The organism is Streptosporangium sp. NPDC000095, assembly GCF_042899335.1.
Taxonomy (GTDB): domain Bacteria; phylum Actinomycetota; class Actinomycetes; order Streptosporangiales; family Streptosporangiaceae; genus Streptosporangium.
The window spans coordinates 153,723-173,097 of record NZ_JBIAZS010000001.1 but is presented as its reverse complement, the minus strand read 5'-3'; the positions used below and the strand labels follow the sequence as shown (position 1 = coordinate 173,097).

Sequence of the window (19,375 nt, the reverse complement as noted above, 5' to 3'; positions counted from 1 at the left end):
CACACCCGGCGCGTACCGGGCCGCACGGAGGACACGGGGGAGCACAGAGGACCGTGGGTCAGCCCACCGGGACCCGGTACTCCCTGGCCAGGTCGGACGTCGCGGCCTCCTCGAAGACGACCGCGCCGCCCAGGGCCGCCTTGTCCGGCTTGGCCACGTACGACAGCAGCGAGGCGGGCCTGTCGAAGGTGGTGAAGTCCATGATCGTGCCGAACTCCTCGCCCCAGGCCGACTGGCCGCGGTGCGCGGCGACCACGGCCGCCCGGGTCAGGTCCTTGCCCTCGCAGGCCTTCTTGAGCGCGTCGACGACGATCGCCGCCGCCGAGTAACCCGCAGGAACGCCGCTGTCGATGGCCGTGTCCGGATATTTCGCCGTATAGTCGGCGGCCAGCTTCTTCAGGGCGGGCAGTTCTGAGCTGATCGGCGTGCCGGCGGTCATGTAGTAGAAGTCCTTCAGCAGGGCGGGCCCGGCCGGAGTGGGCAGCAGTTGCGGGGAGTAGGCCGAGTTGCTGCCGACGAACGGCACGTCCATGCCCTTGGCGAGCGAGACACCGACGAGCGAGGCGGTCTGCCTCGGACCGACGGAGACGAGGACGGCCTTGACGCCCTCCGCCTTGAACGCGGCGACCTGGGCGCTCATGTCCTGGTCGGTGGCCTTGATCTTCTGTTCCACGAGCGTGAGGCCGAGCTTCTCCGAGGCGTACTTGGAGCCGTTGAGGGCGCTCTCACCGTAGTCGCCCTCGAAGTACAGGTGCCCGATTCTGTCCCCGGACCTGAGGCCCTTCTCCCTGGTCAGGAAGTCAACCCCGTTGATCATGTCGATGTCGTAGGTCGTCCCGGTGACCTGGATGGCCCTGCTGCCGAGCAGCCCGGTCGCCCAGGCCTGCGGGAGGGTGAGCATCTGGTCGGTCTCGATGCGCTGCTTGAGCGCGTTGACCATGGGCGAGCCGACGACGTGGGCGAGCGCCACCACCTTCGGGGCGATCTCGGTGTAGGCCGCGACCGCCTTCTGCGCGTCGTAGCCGTGGTCGCGCACCAGGGCCTCCAACTGCCGTCCGCACACGCCCCCGGCCGCGTTCGCCTGCTCGAAGTACAGCTGCTGCGCCTGGGTCAGGCTCTTGCCGAACGAGGCGTACGGGCCGGTGAGGTCGGTCATCAGACCGATCGTGATCTTGTCGGCCGTGACGCCGGGTCCCGTCTTCACACCGTCCCCTCCGACGGCGGAGGGGACGGAGGCATCCCCGCCGCCCCCGGTGGCCTTCTCACTGGCGCACGCGGTGACGGTCAGGGACAGGGCGGCCAGGGCGGCGAGCGCCGCGACGCCTCGGACCGGGGTTCTTGGGATTCCCATGTCATCAGTTCCTTGTGTCGGGGGAGTCGGGGGATGGCGGCGGCGATGGCGGGGCCTTCGTCGCCGCGGGAGCCGGGGAAGTGGGAGCGGGGGAAGCGGGGGCGGGGGCGAGCCGCCGACCGGCGGCCGGGCGCAGGCGTCCGGCGAGGCCGAGCAGGCCGCCGGGCAGGAAGAGGACGATGACGACGACGGCGGCGCCGTACAGGACGCGGGCCGCCTCCGCGGGCGAGACTCCGCCGGAGCCCGGCTCGGCCACCAGCGGCAGGGCGTCGCTGTAGCGGCTGAGCAGCTGGGGGAGCATCGAGACGAAGAACGCGCCGATCACCGCGCCCGCGACGGAGCCGAGTCCACCGATGACGATCATCGCAAGGTAGTCGAGGGAGAGCAGCAGGCCGAAGTAGTCGGGTACGGTGCGCTGGAAGATCAGCGCGAGCAGGACCCCGGCCAGCCCCCCGTACATCGACGAGAGCACGAACACCCCGGCGCGGTAGCGGGCCACGGGCACGCCCATCACCCCGGCCGCGATCTCATGGTCGCGGATGGTGTTCATGGCCCTCCCGGGACGGCCGCGCAGCACCCCTCGGGCGAACAGCGCCGCGCCGGTCAGCAGGACCAGGCCCAGGAACCACAGCCGCTCCAGCGAACCGAAGGGCACTCGCGCGACTACCAGTTCGGGGGTGTCGGCGAACACGAACCCGAACAGCTCCATCGGTGGTACCGGGCGCCCGTTGTACCCGCCCGTCACGGGTTCGGCGTTGAACAGCACGTGCTGGCCGACGAAGATCAGCGCGAGGGTGGCGATGCCGAGGTAGGCGCCTTTCAGGCGTCCCGCGATGGGGCTGAACACGCCGCCCGCGACGCCCGCCGCGAGCACCGCGAGCAACGCCGCCACGGGTGTGGGCAGGCCCAGGCCGCCGAGGGCGTGTGCGCCGCCCTCCGGCTCGGAGGCGAGGTAGACGTAGGCGTACGCGCCGACCGCGAGGAAGAAGGCGTGTCCCATGGACAGCTGGCCGGTGGCACCGGTCAGCAGGTTGACACCGATCGCCCCGATCGCCGCCGACATCGCGAAAAGTCCGGTCTGCAGCCAGAAGCCCTCCAGGTAGAACGGTACGGCGACCGCCACCACGGCCAGTGCGGCGCAGGAGAGGATGATCTTCCTAGACACGTGCCGGCTCCCTCGTCCCGAACAGTCCCGCGGGGCGGATGAGCAGGACCACGATCATCACGAGGAACGGCGCGACGTCGCCGATGCCCCGGCCGAGGAAGGCGAGGTCGTTCTGGTAGCCGCTCATCATGGCCTCGGTGACACCGATGATCAGTCCTCCGGCCAGCGCTCCCGTGGTGGAGTCGAGGCCGCCCAGGATCGCCGCGGGGAACGCCTTCATCGCCGCGAAGGCGGTGCCGCGGTCCAGCCCCGGGGTCGGGAAGACGCACAGGAAGAGCGCCGCGACGGCGGCGAGGGCCCCGGCGACCGCCCAGGCTCCCATCGAGACCCGCCCGCGCCGCACGCCCATCAGCGCGGCGGTCTCCGCGTCCTCCGCGGTGGCGCGCATGGCGATGCCCCAGTTCGTGTGCTTGAACGCCAGCAGGAACGCGGTGATCAGGGCCGCCGCGACGGCCAGCGCGACCACCCGGGTCTGGGCGACGCTGACGTCACCCAGGTGCAGCACCCGGTCGCGCCAAGGGTCGCCCATGGCGAGCACGTCGGTGCCGATCCGCCTGGTCAGCTCGGTCGTCAGCACGATGTCGACACCGATCGTCACGATCGCCAGCACGCTGTGCGAGGCGGTGTTCGCCCTGCGGATGACCAGGAACTCGATGAGGGCGCCCACGACGGCCGCACCGGCGACGCCCAGCAGCAGGGCGGTCCAGAAGCCCACCGACGGGTGCGTTCCGGCCACGATGAAGCCGCCGACCAGCAGTAGCGAGGCGTGCGCGAAGTTCACCACCTCGGTCGCCTTGAAGATGATGACGAAGCCCAGGGCGATCAACGCGTACACGGCTCCGACGGAGATCCCGTTCACCAGGAGTTCGAGAAAAGTGATCACGGAGCGACCTCCCCGTCCCCGCCCGCCGCGCTTCCGGCGTTCGTGTCCTTGCCCGTCGTGTTCTCCGCGCTCGCGTTCTCGACGGTCGTGTTTCTCTCGGGGGTGTCCTCGGCGGTGGGAAGCACCGCGGTCGCGCTCTCGACCACGGTGCTTTCCACCGCCGCGCCCAGGTAGGCGCGGACCACCTCCGGATCGTTCTGCACCTCGCGGGGAGACCCGTCCGCGATGCGCCTGCCGAAGTCCAGGACCGTCACCGCGTCGGCGAGCCGCATGACGATCCCCATGTCGTGCTCGACCAGCAGGATCGAGATGCCGAGGCTCTCCCGTACCGCGATGATCAACTCGGCCATGTCGCGGCGCTCGCCGCCGTTCATGCCGGCGACCGGCTCGTCCAGCAGCAGCAGCCGGGGTTCCATGCACAGGGCCCGTGCCAGCTCCACGCGCTTCTGCACGCCGTACGGCAGCAGTCCGGCGGGCGTGGCCAGTCGTTCGGAGAGCCCGACGAACGAGGCGATCTCGGCCACCCGCTCGCCGTGCTCGGCCGCCTCGCGCCGGGCCGCCGGCAGTCGCAACCCGGCCGAGAGGAACCCGGCGCGGGTCAGCCGGTGGCGGCCGAGCATGAGGTTGTCCCTTACCGACAGGCGCGGCGACAGGGCGATGTTCTGGAAGGTGCGCGCCACGCCCAGGGCGGCGACACGGTGCGGGGCCAGGGAGGTCAGTTCAGCGTCGCCGAACCGCACGCTGCCCGAGGCGGCCCGGTAGACGCCCGACAGGACGTTGAAGAAGGTCGACTTTCCCGCCCCGTTGGGCCCGATCACCGCGTGGAGGCTGCCGGGCTCGACGGTGAAGCCGACCGCGTCCAGCGCGGTGAGCCCGGCGAACCGCACGGTCACGTCACGCACGTCGAGCCGGGGAATGGAAGGGGCCGTACCATCCGGTTGGTATGTGTCGCTCACGCCGACCACCTCGCCAGCGCGGGCCGAGCCGCCTTCCGCGTCCCACGTGCCGTGACCGGGGAGGTGTCCTCGATGCCAAGGTAGCGACGGCGCACCTCGTCGCTCGCGGCGAGTTCCGCGGCCGGCCCCGACAGCACCACCTCGCCGACCTCCAGCACGTAGGCGTACGAGGCCAGGGACAGGGCCATCGCGGCGTTCTGCTCCACCAGGAGCACGGTGGTGCCGTCGGCGTTGATCTCGCGGACGGTCTCGGCGATCCTGGCGGCCATCAGCGGCGCGAGACCGAGGGTGGGCTCGTCGAGCAGCAGCATCCTGGGCCTGGCCATCAGCGCGCGGCCGATGGCGAGCATCTGCTGCTCCCCGCCGGACAGCAGACCCGCGCGTTGTCCGGCGCGCCTGGCCAGCACGGGGAAGAGCGTGAGCACCCTCTCCCTCGCCTCGGCCGCCGACCGCCGGTCGGGTGTGCCGAGGGCGCCGGCCCGCAGGTTCTCCTCGACCGTCATCCGCGCGAAGACCTTGCGCCCTTCGGGTACCTGGACGACGCCCCCCGCCACGATGGCCGAGGTGGCGGCGCCGGACAGCCGTGTGCCGCCGAACCCGACCTCGCCCGCGGTGATGCCGCCCCGGTGGAAGCCGAGGGTGCCGGAAACGGCGCGCAGCAGGGTCGACTTCCCCGCGCCGTTGCCGCCGAGCACCGCGACGACCGAACCGCGCGGGACGCTCAGCGAGACACCCCGCAGGGCCGGGACCGGGCCGTAGTCCACCGCCAGATCCCTGACGGCCAGCCCGGAGTCCCCGGGAGGGCGAGGGGCGTGCACGTCCATGTGTGCCTCCTGACAGCCGATGAACGCACCCAACCGAGACGCTTCACCGGCGTCCAGAGGGCGGGGTGAAGTCGGGGCGGACGCCCATGCGGGACGGGGCCCGGTTGTGCGTGTGCACAACTCCGGGTCACGAAACAGAACAGAACCTTGTTCGGCAAGGTGTTTTGCTGTCACGATCCCCAGATGGGGACCCGGCCGGTTACGGACGACGAAGTACGCAGGGTCATGCGCCTGGCCGCCCGCAGGCTGTTGCTGAGACTTCCCGAGCTCACCGACGAGCTCGTCGCCAGGATCCGTGACACCGACGAGGCGTACCGGCGGATGGTTCCCACCGACGACCACTGGCAGAGCGTCTACGAGGCGATGCGGGACGGTATCGGCGCCATCCTGCTGCCCCGCTCCGAACGGTGCGACGTGCCGCAGGCGGAGAGGACCGCCCGGCGCAGGGCTGAGCAGGGACTGCCCATGGACTCCCTGCTGCGCAGCTACCGGCTCTCCGCGCAGGTGATGTGGGACGGTCTCATCGACGTGGTCACCGAGGAGGAGTCGGACAGCCTGCCTGTCCTGATCCGCAGCGCCACGAAGGTGTGGCACGCCACCGACCGGCAGGCGATCGCCGCCGCCGAGGCATACCGAAGGCGGGAGTCCGAGTTGTTCGGCCGCACAGCCGAGAGGGTCCAGGCCCTGCTCGATGCGCTCCTTGAGGACCGGGCCGACGCCGGCCTCGTCCGCAGCGCCGCCGCCGCGCTCGACCTGCCCGAACTGGGCCGGTACGCCGTCGTCATCACCCGGCTGCCCGGCCGCCACGACCACGGCAACGACACCCCGCGGCCGACCACCTTGGGCGTGATGCGGCTGCTGTGGCGGATGCGCCCCGACTACGAGGTGTCGGTCGTGTTGCTGCGCGACGCGGACATGGACGACCTCGCCGGAGAGCTTCGCCCGTACGTCACCGGATGCGCCGGGATCAGCCCGGTCGTCGAGGGACTGGCCGAGCTGGGCCGCGCCAGGCGGCTCGCCGAACTGGCCCTGCGGACCTGCGTGGGCGAAGGCCCGGAGATCGCCAGACTGGAGGACAGACTGCCCGCCGCGCTGGTGGTCAGCCAGCCCGAACTCGCGGGTCACCTCAGCGGTGCCGTATTACGGCCCATCCTCGCTCTCGACCCGGCCGACAGGGAGGTGCTCCTCGGGACCCTGGAGGCGTGGCTGCGATGCGAGGGCTCGGCCATGCGCGCCGCCGGGCGGCTGTACTGCCACCGCAACACGGTTTTCAACCGCATCCGCCGAATCGAGCAGCTCACCGGCCGCTCGCTCGCCCGCCCGCTCGACATCGTGGAGCTCACCCTCGCCCTCGACGCGGTGCGGTTGCTGCCCGTCACCTGACGGTCGATACTTTGCTCTCCTGCGTGCTTAGCGTGTGGCACAAGAGGGCAAAGGTAGGAATACTCGCGCCAGGCTGAACCGAGGTGATGCCAATGCTGATCGGTACGATTCTTCAAGGCAAGGGCACGGAGGTGGCGACCGTCCGCCCGGATTCGACGGTCGCCGCGTTCCTGGCCGTTCTGGCCGAGAAGAACATCGGCGCCGTGGTGGTGTCCGAGGACGGCTCGTCCATCGCGGGCATCGTCTCCGAGCGCGACGTGGTGCGGCGACTGCACGACCGGGGCGCCGCCGTGCTGGAGGACCCGGTGTCCTCCATCATGACGGCCGAGGTCCGCACCTGCTCGCCGGACGACAACGTCGACGGACTCCGCCAGACCATGACCACGCACCGTATCCGGCACGTGCCGGTCGTGAGCGCGGGCCGGCTGGCGGGGATCGTGAGCATCGGTGACGTGGTCAAGAGCGCCATCGAGGCGCTGGAGACCGAGAAGGCCCACCTGGTCGACTACCTCCACCGCTGAGCCGGAGGTCTCCGAACCCGGGTTTCGAGGGTTCGACCCCTGAGTTCGAGCCCTCGGGACCGGGTTCCCGAGGCGAGGCCCGCTGAGCCCGTGTCGCCCGGAGGGACCGTTTTCCCGAGCCTGGGTTCGTGAGCTCGACCCGCCCTTTCCCGAGCCTGGATCCGTGAGCCCGGCCCGCCGCGACCCTCCCAGGAAGCCCGGATGGGCCCGGCGCGTCGCGCCGGGCCCATCACGTTCTCGCTACTGCACGGTTATCTTGTCCACCTCGATCGTCAGTCCCTTGACCTGCGGTGTCGACGTGCCCGTCGTCACCGTCCCGGTCCCGGCACTGACGCCCTTGATCTTCATCGTGTAGCTCAGGCTGCCGCCGGGGGCGCCGGGTGTGCTGGACACCCGGAGGTCCGTGGCCGGCGGGCCGGTGATCTGGCCACCTGCGGTGCCGTCGGCGTTCTCGGCGCCCACGGTCAGGCCGTAGCCGGCGGGAGGATCACCGGGCAGGTTGCCCGGGTCGTAGGTGTAGGTGATGTCCTCGGTCCCGTTCAGGCCGATCCACTGCTGGAAGACCTTGAGGTTGCTCGTGCCGTAGAGGTTGACCCGCCATTCGATGACGAGCCAGTCGTTGACGCCGTCGGTCAGCGTGCCGGCGTAGATGCCGGGCGCGCCGGTGCCGTCCAGGTCGGTCCAGTAGGTGGCGAGCACGTTGTTCGGGGTCGTGGGGTCGGGCAGGGTCTGCGGTTCGAACGAGACGTCGGCCGAGCCCGAGCTTCCCCCGGCGATCGTGTAGCCGTTGGAGACGATGCCGATCCTGTTGTAGGTCTGGCCCGCGTACTGGAACGAGGGCACGGTGAAGTTGATCGCCTGCTCGTCGCCGATCGGTACCGGCGCGATGCCGAAGGCGTCGAGCGGCAGGTACGGGGCGGGACCGGTGCCCGGGGCGATGCCCGGCCTGTCCGGCTGCCTGCCCGCGAGGGTGGTCTTCGTCGTCGCGATCTGGGTACCGATCTTGGTGGCGCCGGTCACCGAGTTCAGCCGCAGCTTTCCGTCCAGCGTGCTGAGCGCTGTGACCTCGGCGTTCTCAAGGGTGTCGTTCCGCACGGTCACCGTGCAGGTGGACTCGCCGGTGTTGCGCGGGATGGTGGCCGGTGCGCAGGTCTGCTCCACCGGGACCGCGCCCTGCTTGCGGACGAACGCGACCGGCAGGTGCAGGTTGCGCGAGCCGCCCACCTGCTTGAGGTTCACCTGGCCGAAGTACTGGCCCTCCGGCAGGTCCGGCGCGGTGATCACCACGCTGAGCTTGACGCTCTTGCCCGCCTTCACGCTGAACAGCGGCGGCAGCACGGTGATGTTCGCGCCGTTCACCGTCGTGCCCGTCGCGGTGAAGGTGAGCGTCGAGTTCGTGACGTTGGTGAACGTCCGCTTGGCGGTGATGAGACCCGGCATGATCGGGGCGTTCACCGACGGCAGGTTCAGGTCGATGCGGTTCAGCGGGTCGTCGGCCGAGGCGGCGAAGTTCTCGCCCGTCTCGTCCAGGGTCAGGCCGGGGTCGCCGGCCTTGGTCAGGTCGACGCGCCCGCCGCCGGTGTCGAACGGGTCGGCCGGGGTGACGCGGTCCTGCTTGGTGACCGAGGTCTTCGCCGTCGTCTCCAGCGCGGACTTCACCTGGCCGGGAGTCCAGGTCGGATGCAGCGCGAAGAGCAGGGCCGCGGAGCCCGCGACGTGCGGCGACGACATCGAGGTGCCCGAGATGGCCTGGTAGAGGTTGCCCTGCGGGCCACCGGCCGGACTCTCCAGCACCGGTGTCTGCCCGGCCAGGATGTGCAGGCCGGGAGCGGTGACGTCCGGCTTGAGGAAGTCGCCACCGGGGCCGCGCGAGGAGAAGGTGGTGATCGCGTCGCCCTGCCAGGTGGTCTTGGTGCCCTGGGTGAACGAGGCCGTCGCGCCGGGGTTGGCCGACAGGAACGCCAGCAGTGCGTCCCCCTCGGGCTTGTCGATGTGGACGGTGGGGAGCCAGTGGTTGTCCGTCATCACGTCGAGCGGGGAGGAGTTGTACAGGATCATGCCGGCCGCGCCGCCCTGCCGGACGCTGAAGCCCTTCAGGACACGGTCGGGGCCGCGCTCACAAAGGACGATCTTCCCGGTGAACAGACCCGGAGGTGCGGGCGTGGTGCAGAGCGCGTTGGAGTACGGCGGGGCCGAGGCCCGCACCACCGGCAGCGCGGAGGCGATGCCCGGGGTGATGGAGGCGCCCTTCACCGTGGCCGTCGCGCCGCCGGAACCCGACAGCGTGATCGTCGACTGGAAGGTCCTGGTCTGCGTGGAGGCCGCCACCGTGGTCACCCACGGGCTGACGTGGTTGACGGTCGCCGCGCCGGGGCCGGCGTTGCCCGCCGAGGCCGAGACGAGGACGCCCGCCGAGTACGCGTCGAGGAAGGCCAGCTCCACCGGGTCGCTGTAGGGGGAGGTGCCGCCGGAGATCGAGAAGTTGATCACGCGGACGCCGTCGAGGATGGCCCGGCCGACCGCCTGGGCGGAGTCGGAGGGATAGCAGCCGGCCTCACCACAGACCTTGTAGACCGACACGTGCGCCGCCGGGGCGATGCCGTGGATCGGGCCCCGGCTGATGCCGAGCGGGTTCGCGTCGGCCACCGGCCCGCCCGCCGAGGTCGTCGCGGTGTGGGTGCCGTGGCCGTTGGAGTCGCGGGCGCTGTCGGGGAAGGTCTCACCGCCGACGTTCGCGTTGTAGGTCTCCAGGAACGGGGCGCCACCGATGAGCTTCCGGTTGCAGACGAACGGGTCGGCCGCCGGGGTGAGCGGGTTGTCGCCGAAGTTACAGGTGCGCGGTGTGCCGTCCTTGGTCGCCGGTGCGGCGGGCAACGTGCCGGGGTCGGCGAACTGGGGGTGCTCGGGCCAGGCGCCGGAGTCCAGGATGCCGACAATGACGCCCTTGCCCGAGGAGGAGCTGCCGCCCAGCTTGTTGTAGATCGTGGGCGCTCCGATGAACGCGGGGCTGGAGTCGGTGAGCAGCTGCTCGGGCTTGTCCTCCTGGACGGCCGCCACGCCGGGCAGCTTCAGCAGCGAGGCCGCCTTGTTGGCGGGAATGCGCAGCGCGATACCGCCGTAGACGGTCCGCAGCTTCTGGCCCGCCTTGGCGCCTGGCACGTTCCTGGCGAGTTCGGCGAGGAAGGTGTTCTCGACGTCCTCGATGTGTCGCTGGTATTTCTTCGCGTCGTTGCTCTTGATGTCAAGAGCCTTTCCGGTCTTCGCCGGACTCGTCGCGGGAAGTCCCGCGAGGCCACCCTGATAGGCGGCGAAAGAGTCGTAGTCGAGCTTGACCATCACGCTGACCGTGGCGGCCGAGGTCGACTTCAGTAGCCCCTCATCACTTTGGGCGAGTTTGCCGGTGGGGGACTTCGCGCCCTGGATCGGCTCACCCCCGGTCAGGGGAGTCGCCGTCCATTTGGCGGACGGCGTGGGGGTGGGGGTGGGATCCGCGCTCGCCGGCGGCGCCATCGCCGCGACGAGCCCGACGCCGGCGGCGAGCACCGCCACGCGTCTGATCCTCGGTGAGTAGGGCCTTCTGGTCAACGAGACCTCCCTGTAGGCACGCATGAACAGATCACGCGGCAGGGAGGGGAGGCCACCTGGCATGCCTGGGGCACGGCATGCCGGGGAGGGCGCCGACCCTCCCCGTCGGGTGACACGTGCTCGGCCACCCGGCAGGGGCGGCCGATCATGACAGGGAGCCTAACTAGAGGTCATTTGTTTGCCTAGATCGTTAAATTGACACAATAATCCCCGGAATTGGTCAAATTTGCTTGCAGACTCGGCGGTGTTCGCATACCTCCGCAGTTCGGGCGCCTCCGTGCCCGTGTGCCTCGTGTCCCCGAGCCCGCGTGTCCCGTGGCCGGGGGAGGACACGACCACCCCGAGGAGGATGTTCCGTCGCGCGTAAACTGGCCGCACCTGACACACGGGAGGCTCGGTTGAAGCTCAAGCTTGATCTACATCCCCTCTACAACAAGGGTGGAGAGATCGACAAGGCGCTGCGGGGCATCATCGACGAGGCCATCAGGAAGAAGGCCACCGAGGTCGAGATCATCCCCGGCAAGGGCTCGGGCCAGCTGAAGAAGAAGGTCCTGCGCTTCCTGGAGCAGAAGGAGATCAAGGCCCTCTACCACCGCATCGACAAGGACGCCAAGAACCACGGTCGCCTCTTCGTCTACTTCCGCTACAAGTAGGCGCTTTCCGGCCCGGTGACGTCTCTCCGTTCGGGAACTTTATGTTCGCTTTATCCGTCGCTTCTGGAAAAAGGAGAATTTTCGGGGCGGGGGAGACGGGGGTAGCGATAGGCGCGACGCGGGTGCTCGCCGGAGGCGGGTGTGAGATGAGGGTGGACGACGGCTGTCTCGTCGTCGACGTGCCGGGCCGCCATCCGATCCGGTTGCCGCTCACCGGCGAGGAACGCGCGGCCGGCCTGGTCCTGTACCGCCTTCCCCGCGAGAGCGGGGTCGTCTACGGGATCACGGTCCGCGACACCGCCGGGAGGGTCGTGCTCGACTCCCCGGGGGCCAGACATCGCCACCTGGTGGAGGAGTTCGCCGAGGACACCGGGTTGACCTTCGAGTACCGGGGCTACGCCACGGAGTTCGAGGGGCGCGCCGACCTTGAGAACCGGGCGCCGCGGTGGCACACCACGGAGCACGCGGGGCTTCCGGTGCGTGGCGACCACTCTCCCGGGAAGGTGGCGCTCAGGCTCCGGCCGTACGACGAGGTGTCCGGCGAGATCAGGCCGCGCGAGGGTGCGCTGGAGGGCACCCCCTGTCCGGCGACCGCGCTCAGCTGGGACGGCCCGACGCTGGTCGCGAAGGATCCGGCGGCCGGACGCTCGCTGCGGCTCGCGCCCGCCTCCCTGTACCACTACCGGTACGAGCGCCGGGTGATCGTCTCCGGCAAGGAGGAGCGGCGCTCTCTCACCGGGCTCGCCGTGCTCGACGCCGACGGGCTGGTGCTCGCCGACCTTCCCGGCGACTGGCCGGTCCACGAGGTGGCCGTCTTCGCGGCCGGGCGGAAACTCCCCGTGCACGACGCCCTGAAGACATCGTCGAAAGGGGTGCGCGCCGCGCTGAGCAGGCGGGCTCCCGGATGGACGCGTCTCGCCGGCCTGGAGGTTCCACGGATGTCCAGGGCCAAGAAGGCCGTCGCGGCCGGCGCGGGAGTGGCCGGGTTGTTCGTGATGGCCTACGTCGTCACGGCGGGTGGCTGGCTCGCGTGGCGGGGGGTGTCCGCGCTGGGCGGGATGATGCTGGACCTGCTGGACGCCAAGTGGCTGGCGGTCTTCTTCGCCCCCCTGGTCGTCGTCTTCAAACCCGCGCGCCAGGCGTGGCACACCTGGCGCACCCGGCGCGGCGCCGCGCTCGGGCCACCCGGCGGACCGTACCTCTCGGTCCGGGGCGGGACGACGCTGCGCGTCCGGCTCGGTCCGCGGATGGTCCCCGACGACATGGAGATCGGGCCTGAATCCCGCTGTGTCGGCGGCCTGATGACCTACCGCCACGAGAGGCTGTCCGGGCTCTTCGTGATGGACGGTGTGGGAAGGCCCGTACGCCACCTGCCGGGGCCGTGGCCGGCGGAGGAGGCGCACCGCTTCGCCACGCGGTACGGACTCGGCTTCGAGGCCCGTACGCTGGGCCGTGAGGAGTATCTCGACCTCACCGCCCGCGCCCGGGACGCCGTACCCTGACCGGCGCGACGCCGCCGCCAGGGGCATACCTCGATGCCCGAGGTTTCTGAGCATGAGGATTCCACCGGGATAGATCGACGCCGAGTGGGCTCATACGGCACCATTATGTGACGCATGACGGCAATGTCCTCTCCGATGATCGGCGCAGCCTCCAGCAGCTCGTGGATCGCGGCGGGGTTCTGCCCGGGTGCGGGCCCGGTTCTCTCGTGCACGACCTTCCCAAAAGAGTCCGGCGCTCCCGCCCGCATACCTCTCACCTCCCCGAAAGGCCCCCCATGAGCGACCTCAACGCACTCCTCGCCCAGCGCGCCGAGCTGGACCGTCAGATCGAGGAACTCCAGTCCGGAGACCTGAAGGAGCGCGAGAACACGCTCGGCGGCATCCTCGTGGCCGTCGCCGAGTGGGCCACGGCACGCGGTCACGAGGCGCTCAGGAGGGACCTCAAGAACTGGGAGTACGTCACCTTCGCCGGTATCGAGGTCGGCGTGGGTCACGACGGCGGTGAGCGCTGGGGTCTGCCGCAGAGCTCGGTCAGCGTGATGGACTCCGTCAGCGGGACCGACGTGGAGTTCGGGACCACGCCCCCTCCGATCCAGGCCGTCCTCGGCCTGCTGGAGGGCCTGCTCGCCACGCGCTGACCTCGCCTCCGCGCGCCATGCGCCGGAGCTTCGGCGCCGTACCTCCGCGCGTACGCCGGAGTCTCGGCACAGCACCTTCGCGCGTACGCCGGGCCTCGGCTCGCGCGGCACCTCCGTGTCATGCGCCGGAGCCTCGGCCCGCACCGTCCGGCCTCGCGGGTACGCCGGACCCCGCTCTCCCCCGCGGAGGGCGGGGTTTTCCGCGTCAGAGCTTGCGGATGGTCCGCGCCTCCTCGGCCGCCGCGAGCACGACGTCCAGCGAGGAGCCGATGCCCGCCGACACGACGGCCGAGATGGTCCCCTCGACGAACGGCACGTCGGCGATCACCACGCGCTCGTCGGCGAAGAGCCGGGCGGTGAGCACCGAGCTTCCCAGGTCGGGGATGAGGATCACCCCGTCCCCCCGGTCCACCTCCTCGATCGCCGCCGCCACCAGGTCGGGACTGGTCCCGAGACCGCCGTCCTCGCTGCCGCCCGCGGCGGCGAGCGGCACGTTCGCGCCGCCGATCTGTGAGGCGAGCAGTGCCACCTCGGCCGCCAGCGGGCCGCTGTGCGAGATGAGGACGATGCCTACCACGACGTCGCCACCGTGTGCAGGGCGGAGACGACGAGTGCGGTGGAGGCGGCGCCGGGGTCCTGGTGGCCCACGCTGCGCGGCCCGAGATAGCTCGCCCGCCCCTTGCGGGCCTGCATCGGGATCGTCGCCTCGGCTCCGGTGCGTGCCGCCTCCGACGCGGCGCCGATCGCCTCCGCCGGGTCCTTGCCGTCCCGTACGGCCTGCTCCAGTGCCCGTACGGCCGGGGCGAGGGCGTCCACCATGGTCTTGTCGCCCTCGGCGGCCGAGCCCAGCTTCCGCACCCCGGCGAGCCCGGCCTCCAGGGCGGTGTGGAGTTGCGCGAGGGACACCTCGGGGGTGTCGCCCAGCGTCCTGCCCGCCTCGCGGAACGCCGTGCCGTACAGGGGGCCGGACGCCCCGCCGACCTTGCGGATCAAGGTGTTGCCCACCAGCACCAGCAGCGATCCCGGGGTATCGGGTCCCTTGGCCGCGAGCGCCCCGGTGACAGCGGTGAACCCCCGGTCGAGATTGGCCCCGTGGTCGGCGTCGCCGATCGCGGCGTCCAGACCGGTCAGCCACTCCTTCTCCGCGGCGACGACCCTGGCGATCTCCTCGATCCAGGCGGCGAAAAAGGCGGTGTCCATCGCGGTGCTCATCTCGGCTCGGTTCGTGTTGGTGGTCGTGTCAGTGTTCGTGCAGGTGTGTGCCCCGGTGTCCGTCCCCCTATCCGTGTCGGCCTGTGTTCCGGCGGGCGTGTCGGGGCCCGTGTCGGCGTCCGAGTCAGGCCCCGAGTCAGCGGTCATCAGCGGCCCCAGCGCAGGGCGGAGGTCTCGACGGGGGCGTCCCAGAGCCGGGTGAGCTCCTCGTTCAACCGGCAGACCGTGATCGAGAACCCCTGCATGTCGAGGCTCGTCACGTAGTTGCCGACGAGGTTGCGCGCCGCCCGCGCGCCCTTCTCCGCCAGGTGTTCCACGACGGCCGCGTAGGCGATGTACAGCTCGATCAGCGGCGTGCCGCCCATGCCGTTCACCATGACGAGGGTGTCGCCGGAGATCGGCAGGTCCTCGTGGATCGCGTCCATCGCGAGGTGGACCAGTTCGCGGGCCGGGCGCATGGCCGAGCGCGTCCTGCCGGGCTCGCCGTGGATACCGATGCCCAGCTCGATCTCGGTGTCGGAGAGGTCGAAGGTGGGCCTGCCCGCCGCGGGCGTGGTGCAGGGGCTCAGCGCGACCCCGAAGGAACGGCTGCGGGCGTTGACCTCCCTGGCCACCCGCGCGACCTCGGGCAGCGGCGCGCCGGCCTCGGCGAGCGCCCCGGCGATCTTCTCGACGAACAGGGTGGCGCCGGTGCCCCTGCGCCCCGCCGTGTAGAGGGAGTCGCGTACGGCCACGTCGTCGTCGACCAGCACGCTCTCCACCCGCACCCCCTCCTCGCCGCTCAGCTCGGCCGCCATCTGGAAGTTCAGCACGTCGCCCGTGTAGTTCTTCACGATGTGCAGGACTCCCGCCCCGCCGTCCACCGCCGTGGTGGCCTCGATCATCTGGTCGGGTACGGGAGAGGTGAAGATCTCACCGGCGCAGGCCGCGTCGAGCATGCCGTACCCCACGAATCCGGCGTGCAGTGGTTCGTGCCCCGAACCACCGCCGGACACCAGGCCCACCTTGCCGGGGCGGGGCCCCGAGGCCCGGAACACGATCTGGTTGTCCACGTCCACCCGGAGCCCGGGATGGGCCGCCGCGAGGCCGCGCAGCGCATCGGGAACGACTGACTCGACATCGTTGATGAGCTTTTTCACAACTCCCAACCTCGCCCTGTTCGCAGGCGATGGCAAGCACCGGCCGTGGAGGCCCGCTCCCGCGCGGGCTCGAATCCCGAAGCGGCGAGCAGACCGGTACGCATCCCGGAGGTCCGGCGCGCGTACGCGAAGCTGGCGGTCCGAGGTGGCGGTGTAGGAGGATCTGCCCAGATCTCATCCCTGTTGGAGGCGTCATGTCGGTGTTGCGGAACCTGGTGGAGAGCATCCGGAGCGGCGGGATCGAGGTGATCGACCTGACGGCGCCGCTGTCGTCGGAGACGCCGATCCTGAGGCTGCCGGAGCCGTTCGGCAACACCGTCCCGTTCACGCTCAAGGAGATCAGCCACTACGACGATCGTGGCCCCGCGTGGTACTGGAACGACATCGTGACCGGCGAGCACACCGGCACCCATTTCGACGCGCCCGTTCACTGGGTCACCGGCAAGGACGGCGAGGACGTCTCGCGGGTGCCGGTCGAGCGGCTGATCGCCCCGGCCGTGGTGCTCGACTTCGCCGCGGAGGCGGCCGAGGATCCCGACTTCCTGCTGGAGATCGCGCACGTCAAGGCGTGGGAGCAGGTCAACGGGCCGCTGCCCGAGGGGGGATGGCTGCTCTACCGCACCGGCTGGGACGCCTACTCCCACGACCAGGAGCGTTTCCTGAACGCGAACGAGACGGGCCCGCACACGCCGGGTGTCTCGGTCGAGTGCGCCCGGTGGCTGGCCGAGGAGACCTCGATCGCCGGGCTGGGCGTGGAGACCGTGGGCACCGACGCGGGCGCCGCGCACGGCTTCGACCCCGCCTTCCCGTGTCACTCGTTTCTGCTGGGCGCGGGGAAGTACGGGCTGACCCAGCTGCGCAACCTCGACCGGCTCCCGGTGACCGGCGCCGTGGTCGTCGCGCCACCGCTGCCCATCGTCGGAGGCTCGGGCAGCCCGCTGCGCGTGCTGGCCCTGGTCGAGAGGTGAACGTCGCCGAGGTCGTGGGACGGACCCTCGCCTCACTCGGAGTGGACACCGCCTTCGGGGTGGTGGGCAGCGGCAACTTCCACGTGACCAACGCGCTGGTCGCGCACGGCGTGCGCTACGTCGCCGCGCGCCACGAGGGCGGTGCGGCGACCATGGCCGACGCCTACGCCCGCCTCAGCGGCGGGGTCGCCGTGCTCAGCGTCCACCAGGGGCCGGGACTCACCAACGCGATGACCGGCATCGCCGAGGCCGCCAAGAGCCGCACCCCGCTCGTCGTGCTGGCCGGAGAGGTGAGCGAGCCCCGCTCGAACTTCTTCGTCGACCAGACCGCGCTGGCGGAGGCCGTGGGCGCCGTACCGCTGCGGATCGGGTCGGCGGAGACCGCCGCCGCCGACACGGCCGAGGCGTTCCGCACCGCTCGCGACGGGCGTCGTACGGTCCTGCTCAACCTTCCGCTGCAGGTCCAGGGGCTGACCGTCCCCGCCGCGGGCGCGCAGGTCGCGGCGGCCCTCGCGGACGGCACGGACATCGAGGCAGGGGGAGCCGGGCGGATCGTCCCGACGGGGGCAGAAGAGAGGGGTCGGCCGCCGGAGGTCGGGGAGGTCGTTCGATCACCGGAGGCCGGGGAGGGCACCCCGGCACCGGAGCCGGGAGCCGAGGAGGTCGCCCGGCTGGTGGAGATCCTCGCGGCGGCGCGCCGTCCCGTCTTCGTCGCGGGGCGGGGCGCACGCGGGGCCCGGCGCGAGATCGAGGAGCTCGCCGGGCGGACCGGGGCGCTGCTCGCCACCTCCGCAGTGGCGAGGGGACTTTTCAGGGGCAGTCCGTGGGACCTGGACGTGAGCGGCGGCTTCGCCTCGCCGCTCACGGCCGAGCTCATCCGCGACGCCGACGTGCTCGTGGGCTGGGGATGCGCGCTCAACATGTGGACCATGCGCCACGGCACGCTGATCGGCCGCGACACCACCGTCGTCCAGGTCGACCTGGACGACGCCGCGCTCGGCGCCCACCGGCCCATCCATCTCGGGGTGGTCGGCGACGTCGCCCGCACCGCGCGCGCCGCCGTCCGCCTGCTCGGTGAGAGCGTCCCGGACGGTGACGGAGCCGGTTACCGATCGACGGAGCTGGCAGCGCGGATCGCGGGGGAGAACCGCTGGCGGGACGTGCCCTACGTCGACGAGAGCGGCGACGGCAGGATCGACCCACGAACGCTCACCATCGAGCTGGACGACCTCCTTCCCGAGGAACGTGTTGTCTCCATCGACTCCGGAAATTTCATGGGATATCCGTCGATGTTCCTCGATGTCCCTGACGAGCGAGGGTTCTGCTTCACGCAGGCGTTCCAGTCGATCGGACTCGGCCTCGCCACCGCGATCGGCGCGGCCCTCGCCCAGCCCGACCGGCTCCCGGTGGCCGCGCTGGGCGACGGGGGCGCCCTGATGGGCGTCGCCGAACTGGAGACGGTCGTACGGCTCGGCCTTCCGATGGTGATCGTCGTGTACGACGACGACGGTTACGGCGCGGAGGTGCACCACTTCGGCCCGGACGGGCACCCCCTGGACACCGTGACCTTCCCGCCCGCCGACATCGCCGCCGTCGCCAGGGGCTTCGGCTGCGAGGCGGTGACCGTACGGGACCGGGCCGATCTCACCGCGGTGGCCCGGTGGCTGGAGGGGGCCCGCGACCGGCCCCTGATGATCCACGCCCGGGTCAGCCGGGCACGGGGGGCGTGGTGGCTGGAGGAGGCGTTCCGGGGGCACTGAGGTCCCTCCCCGCACGAGCGCGCCCGGGGAGGACGGGGAGGTCGGAGGGAGGGGGTGGCTGAGGTACGGTTCAGCCATGGCTGAGATCGTGTACCCCCCGGTCATCGGGGCGGCGTTGACCTTGTTCCGCGCGCTGGACCTCAAGATCAGCGTTGAGGGCGCCGACCGCATCCCGAAGACCGGCGGAGCCGTGCTGGTCAGCAATCACATCAGCTATCTCGACTTCATCTTCGCCGGCTGGGCCGCGCGGCCCGCCGGGCGCCTGGTGCGTTTCATGGCGAAGAAGGAGGTGTTCGACCACCGGATCTCGGGGCCGCTGATGCGCGGCATGCACCACATCCCGGTCGACCGCGCGGCCGGGGCCGCCGCGTTCGGCGCGGCGCTGAAGGCGCTCAGGGGCGGCGAGGTCGTCGGCGTGTTCGCCGAGGCCACGATCAGCAGGTCCTTCACGGTCAAGGAGATCAAGAACGGCGCGGTCCGGATGGCCGTCGCCGCCAAGGTGCCGATGATCCCCGTCTCCCTGTGGGGCACCCAGCGGCTGTGGACCAAGGGCCACCCCAGGAAACTGCTCCAGCGGCACGTGCCGATCACGATCCGGGTCGGCGAGCCCATGCATCCCCAGCGCGGTGACGACTACGACAAGGTCACCGCCGACCTGCGCGAGCGTATGTCCGAGATGCTCGATGCGGCGCAGCGGAGCTACCCGGAGATCCCGCGGGGCGTCTGGTGGCAGCCACGCCACCTCGGCGGCACCGCGCCCACTCCTGAGGAGGCCGCGAAGCTGGACGCCGCCGAGGCCGAGGCCAAGGCGACCGGGGGCATCTCCTGAGGCCCT

Annotated in this window: 17 protein-coding genes; 8 read left to right on the top strand and 9 right to left on the bottom strand. The window is 70.9% G+C overall.

Translation table 11 applies throughout. The features are described from left to right. Positions 1 to 58 precede the first annotated feature (58 nt). Genes ACFY3V_RS00630 through ACFY3V_RS00610 form a run of 5 tightly spaced genes read right to left on the bottom strand, consistent with a single transcriptional unit; the run spans position 59 to position 5,179 of the window. A complete protein-coding gene (locus ACFY3V_RS00630) occupies positions 59 to 1,351 on the bottom strand; it encodes an ABC transporter substrate-binding protein (protein WP_389768638.1) in 1,293 nt (430 codons plus the stop codon). 4 nt (positions 1,352 to 1,355) lie between these two features. Then, entirely contained in the window at positions 1,356 to 2,516 is a 1,161-nt protein-coding gene (locus tag ACFY3V_RS00625) for a branched-chain amino acid ABC transporter permease (protein WP_389768635.1), read from the bottom strand. Next, positions 2,509 to 3,399: a branched-chain amino acid ABC transporter permease gene (locus ACFY3V_RS00620; RefSeq protein WP_362766613.1), complete on the bottom strand. Its 891-nt coding sequence runs from the start codon at positions 3,397 to 3,399 to the stop codon at positions 2,509 to 2,511. Before ACFY3V_RS00620 ends, ACFY3V_RS00625 begins: the two co-directional genes overlap by 8 nt. Next, positions 3,396 to 4,355: an ABC transporter ATP-binding protein gene (locus ACFY3V_RS00615; protein WP_389768632.1), complete on the bottom strand. Its 960-nt coding sequence runs from the start codon at positions 4,353 to 4,355 to the stop codon at positions 3,396 to 3,398. The genes ACFY3V_RS00620 and ACFY3V_RS00615 overlap by 4 nt, the downstream gene beginning before the upstream one ends. Then, on the bottom strand, positions 4,352 to 5,179 hold the full coding sequence (locus ACFY3V_RS00610) for an ABC transporter ATP-binding protein (protein WP_389768629.1): 828 nt from the start codon (positions 5,177 to 5,179) through the stop codon (positions 4,352 to 4,354). Before ACFY3V_RS00610 ends, ACFY3V_RS00615 begins: the two co-directional genes overlap by 4 nt. A gap of 183 nt (positions 5,180 to 5,362) precedes the next feature. Between ACFY3V_RS00610 and ACFY3V_RS00605 the strand changes: the two genes are divergently transcribed. Both ACFY3V_RS00605 and ACFY3V_RS00600 read left to right on the top strand, forming a co-directional pair. Continuing rightward, positions 5,363 to 6,562 (top strand): PucR family transcriptional regulator, encoded by a 1,200-nt coding sequence (locus tag ACFY3V_RS00605; protein ID WP_389768626.1) that lies wholly within the window; start codon positions 5,363 to 5,365, stop codon positions 6,560 to 6,562. A 92-nt stretch (positions 6,563 to 6,654) separates the two neighbouring features. Further along, positions 6,655 to 7,083, top strand: a complete 429-nt coding sequence (locus tag ACFY3V_RS00600; protein WP_362895157.1) for a CBS domain-containing protein — start codon at positions 6,655 to 6,657, stop codon at positions 7,081 to 7,083. A 240-nt stretch (positions 7,084 to 7,323) separates the two neighbouring features. On the opposite strand, the gene ACFY3V_RS00595 is transcribed toward ACFY3V_RS00600, so the two are convergent. Continuing rightward, the gene (locus ACFY3V_RS00595) at positions 7,324 to 10,668 is read right to left on the bottom strand and encodes a S8 family serine peptidase (RefSeq protein WP_362895155.1); all 3,345 of its coding nucleotides are present in this window, start codon (positions 10,666 to 10,668) and stop codon (positions 7,324 to 7,326) included. A 398-nt stretch (positions 10,669 to 11,066) separates the two neighbouring features. On the opposite strand from ACFY3V_RS00595, the gene ACFY3V_RS00590 reads away from it, so the two are divergent. From ACFY3V_RS00590 to ACFY3V_RS00580, 3 genes are all read left to right on the top strand, one after another. After that, on the top strand, positions 11,067 to 11,321 hold the full coding sequence (locus ACFY3V_RS00590; RefSeq protein ID WP_329093428.1) for a Smr/MutS family protein: 255 nt from the start codon (positions 11,067 to 11,069) through the stop codon (positions 11,319 to 11,321). A 146-nt stretch (positions 11,322 to 11,467) separates the two neighbouring features. After that, the gene (locus tag ACFY3V_RS00585) at positions 11,468 to 12,823 is read left to right on the top strand and encodes a hypothetical protein (RefSeq protein ID WP_389768621.1); all 1,356 of its coding nucleotides are present in this window, start codon (positions 11,468 to 11,470) and stop codon (positions 12,821 to 12,823) included. A gap of 275 nt (positions 12,824 to 13,098) precedes the next feature. Beyond that, positions 13,099 to 13,461 (top strand): hypothetical protein, encoded by a 363-nt coding sequence (locus tag ACFY3V_RS00580; RefSeq protein WP_350948259.1) that lies wholly within the window; start codon positions 13,099 to 13,101, stop codon positions 13,459 to 13,461. 205 nt (positions 13,462 to 13,666) lie between these two features. Here ACFY3V_RS00580 and ACFY3V_RS00575 read toward each other — a convergent pair whose 3' ends face one another. The 3 genes from ACFY3V_RS00575 to dhaK all read right to left on the bottom strand — a co-directional run bounded on the left by ACFY3V_RS00575 (position 13,667) and on the right by dhaK (position 15,812). Beyond that, positions 13,667 to 14,038, bottom strand: coding sequence for a phosphoenolpyruvate--protein phosphotransferase (locus tag ACFY3V_RS00575; RefSeq protein ID WP_362895150.1), 372 nt, complete (start codon positions 14,036 to 14,038; stop codon positions 13,667 to 13,669). Further along, positions 14,032 to 14,661 carry a dihydroxyacetone kinase subunit DhaL gene (dhaL, locus tag ACFY3V_RS00570; RefSeq protein WP_362895148.1) on the bottom strand — a complete coding sequence of 210 codons (630 nt, stop codon included), beginning with the start codon at positions 14,659 to 14,661 and terminating at the stop codon, positions 14,032 to 14,034. Before dhaL ends, ACFY3V_RS00575 begins: the two co-directional genes overlap by 7 nt. A gap of 158 nt (positions 14,662 to 14,819) precedes the next feature. Then, positions 14,820 to 15,812 carry a dihydroxyacetone kinase subunit DhaK gene (gene dhaK, locus ACFY3V_RS00565; RefSeq protein ID WP_362895146.1) on the bottom strand — a complete coding sequence of 331 codons (993 nt, stop codon included), beginning with the start codon at positions 15,810 to 15,812 and terminating at the stop codon, positions 14,820 to 14,822. Positions 15,813 to 16,006: 194 nt separating this feature from the next. Here dhaK and ACFY3V_RS00560 point away from each other — a divergent pair, with 194 nt between their 5' ends. The 3 genes from ACFY3V_RS00560 (at position 16,007) to ACFY3V_RS00550 (ending at position 19,369) form a co-directional block, all read left to right on the top strand. Further along, positions 16,007 to 16,780, top strand: coding sequence for a cyclase family protein (locus tag ACFY3V_RS00560; RefSeq protein WP_362895144.1), 774 nt, complete (start codon positions 16,007 to 16,009; stop codon positions 16,778 to 16,780). Further along, positions 16,777 to 18,540 carry a thiamine pyrophosphate-binding protein gene (locus tag ACFY3V_RS00555; protein WP_362895142.1) on the top strand — a complete coding sequence of 588 codons (1,764 nt, stop codon included), beginning with the start codon at positions 16,777 to 16,779 and terminating at the stop codon, positions 18,538 to 18,540. The genes ACFY3V_RS00560 and ACFY3V_RS00555 overlap by 4 nt, the downstream gene beginning before the upstream one ends. Before the next feature lie 76 nt (positions 18,541 to 18,616). Further along, on the top strand, positions 18,617 to 19,369 hold the full coding sequence (locus ACFY3V_RS00550) for a lysophospholipid acyltransferase family protein (RefSeq protein WP_389768615.1): 753 nt from the start codon (positions 18,617 to 18,619) through the stop codon (positions 19,367 to 19,369). Positions 19,370 to 19,375: the final 6 nt, after the last annotated feature.